This is a genomic window from Segeticoccus rhizosphaerae, assembly GCF_009192725.1.
Lineage (GTDB): Bacteria > Actinomycetota > Actinomycetes > Actinomycetales > Dermatophilaceae > Segeticoccus > Segeticoccus rhizosphaerae.
Genome location: NZ_VOHR01000428.1, coordinates 1 through 2,690 on the forward strand (window position 1 = coordinate 1; position 2,690 = coordinate 2,690).

General features: G+C 71.9%; 3 protein-coding genes. 2 read left to right on the forward strand and 1 reads right to left on the reverse strand.

The window, feature by feature from the left end:
• The coding region (locus FRW57_RS20085; RefSeq protein ID WP_203230448.1) for a helix-turn-helix domain-containing protein at positions 1–372 on the reverse strand (372 nt) is incomplete at its 3' end.
• 88 nt (positions 373–460) lie between these two features.
• Between FRW57_RS20085 and FRW57_RS24920 the strand changes: the two genes are divergently transcribed.
• Positions 461–1,255, forward strand: coding sequence for a DUF2249 domain-containing protein (locus FRW57_RS24920; protein WP_137120116.1), 795 nt, complete (start codon positions 461–463; stop codon positions 1,253–1,255).
• A gap of 310 nt (positions 1,256–1,565) precedes the next feature.
• The coding region (locus FRW57_RS20095; protein ID WP_162529438.1) for a nitrite/sulfite reductase at positions 1,566–2,690 on the forward strand (1,125 nt) is incomplete at its 3' end.

Genomic DNA, 2,690 nt, shown 5'->3' on the forward strand with positions numbered 1-2,690 from the left:
GTCACTGGTGCGGGCGAGCTGGGCCGCGAGGGCCGACGCCAGCCCGGCATACTCCCGCGCGCCGGGGTTGTCCTCGCCCTCGACGGCGGCGTAGAGCCACGCGGGCCGTCCGCGGCCGGTGCTGCGGGACCTGGTGCGTTCGACCAGGCCGGACTCGACCAGACCGTCCAGGTGCTCGCGAACCGTGTTGGGGTGCTGGTGGATCAGGCGTGCGAGGGCCGCGACGGTGCACGGCTCGGGCTGGGCCACGAGCAGGTCGAAGACGGCCGCTCGCGGGGCCGACAACAACGAGGCCGGCGAGCGGTGGTGCACCGCCGGACGGGGTCCGTAGTCCGACTCGGGGGAGACGACGCCAGGTCCATTTTTTTTCACGGGACACAGTGTAATAAACTTTGCGCAGCCCCGCCAGCCGGGGACCTGGCATGGCTGCGTCCGTGCCCCCGCAACCGAAGGACCTGACATGGACACCCTCGTCGTCGCAACGACAGCCGCCGACTCGGCCGCGGTGGAGGCCGTCAAGAACCACCACACCGAGCTGGCCGCCGCCCTGCGTGCCCATGTGGCCGCCGTCGTCTCGGCGGCGACGGACGGCAACGCCGACGCGGCCGGCGCCTCCCGGCACGGGCTGGTGACCTGGTGCGAGCGTGAGCTGTTGCCCCATGCCATGGCAGAGGAGAAGACGTTGTATGCCGCGGCCCACGACGACCCCCGGGCGCGGCTGCTCGTGGACGCGATGCTGATCGAGCACCAGGTGCTCGGCGCGCAGGTGGAGGCGGTCCGCGGAGCGGATTCACCGGTGCGGGCCGCCACCGAGGCGGTGGCGCTGCGCGTCCTGTTCGACAGCCACCTGGGCAAGGAGAACGAGCAGATCCTGCCGCTGCTCGCCTCGTCGTCGACGGTCTCGCTGCACGAGATCCTCGGCGGGATGCACGAGCTGCTCGGGGGACACGAGGCCCACGAGCACGGCGCTCCGGCCGCCGGCAGCCACGACGGCCACGCCTGTGGCTGCGGCGAGAGCGACCCGGTCGGCGAGCTGCCCGAGCTGGACGCGCGGGTGGTGCCGCACAAGATCCGGCACGCGACCGTGTTCGGCGCGCTGGCTGCGGTCCAGCCCGGAGGTGGGCTGGTGCTGGTCGCCCCGCACGACCCGCTGCCGCTGCTGCAGCAGATCGAGGGTCGCTACCCCGGGGTGTTCTCCGTCGACTACCTCGAACGGGGACCGGAGGCCTGGCGTCTCCGTTTCCTGCGCGACTGACCGACGGGCCGACGGGCCGAGGGGATCGGTCCGGCATGCGGACGGACGGTTCACAGGCTGGAAGGGCGCCCGTAGTCTCGGGGCATGGACCTGGACCGCAGCGCCTTCCTCGTGACTCGTCGTCACGTGGACCTGCTGCGCACCAGCAGCAACCTCATGTGTCGGGCCGCCTGAGCCGCGCCTGACCCTGCGGGACCTGCGTCCCGCCCCCCTCCGGGCGCGTGTCGCCCGGTTCCGCGTCCCCTTGGCCCTGCCCGGGGTCTTCCTGCCGTCGGCGGCTCGCGTCCTCCCCCTTCCGTGAGGACCCACCATGACCACTTTGTCAGCCTCCGTGCAGGACCGCGCGGACCCGCCGGACCAGCAGCCCGCACGACCCTCCCGACCTCGTCGCTGCCACGGCCAGTGGGCCGTCGACGGCACCGAGCCGCTCAACGCAGGCGAGGTGTTCAAGGCCGAGGGCAACGTGCTCGACGTCCGAGGCCGCGTCGAGAACGTCTACGCCAGAGAGGGATTCGACTCGATCGACCCGGATGACCTGCGTGGTCGGTTCCGGTGGCTCGGCCTCTACACCCAGCGCAAGCCGGGCATCGACGGTGGCCGCACCGCGCAGCTGGAGCCGCACGAGCTCGAGGACCGTCACTTCATGATGCGGATCCGCATCGACGGGGGAGCGCTGTCCACCGAGCAGCTGCGGGTGGTCGCCGGCATCTCCACCGAGTTCGCCCGCGACACGGCCGACATCACCGACCGGCAGAACATCCAGCTGCACTGGGTGCGGATCGAGGACGTGCCCGAGATCTGGCGCCGGCTCGAGACGGTCGGGCTGCAGACCACCGAGGCCTGCGGCGACTGCACCCGTGTGATCCTGGGCAGTCCCGTGGCGGGGATCGCCCGGGACGAGATCATCGACCCCACGCCGGTCATCGACGAGATCAGCCGGCGCTACGTCGGCGACCCCGAGCTGGCCAACCTGCCCCGCAAGTTCAAGAGCGCCATCACCGGCCACCCCAGCCAGGACGTCGTGCACGAGATCAACGACATCTCCCTGGTCGGTGTGGTGCACCCGCAGCTCGGTCCGGGGTACGACCTCTGGGTCGGTGGCGGGTTGTCCACCAACGCGCGGCTGGCCGAGCGGCTCGGGACGTTCGTGCGCCCCGAGGACGCCGTCGAGGTCTGGGTGTCGGTGGTGCGGCTCTTCCGGGACTACGGCTACCGCCGGCTCCGCAACAAGGCCCGGATGAAGTTCCTCCTCGCCGACTGGGGAGCCCCGCGGTTCCGCGAGGTGCTCGAGACCGAATACCTCGGCCGGCCACTGCCCGACGGCCCGGCGCCCGCCCGCGCGACCCACCCCGGAGACCACGTCGGCGTGCACGAGCAACGCGACGGGCGGCACTACGTCGGCGCCACCCCACTGGTCGGCCGGGTCAACGGGACG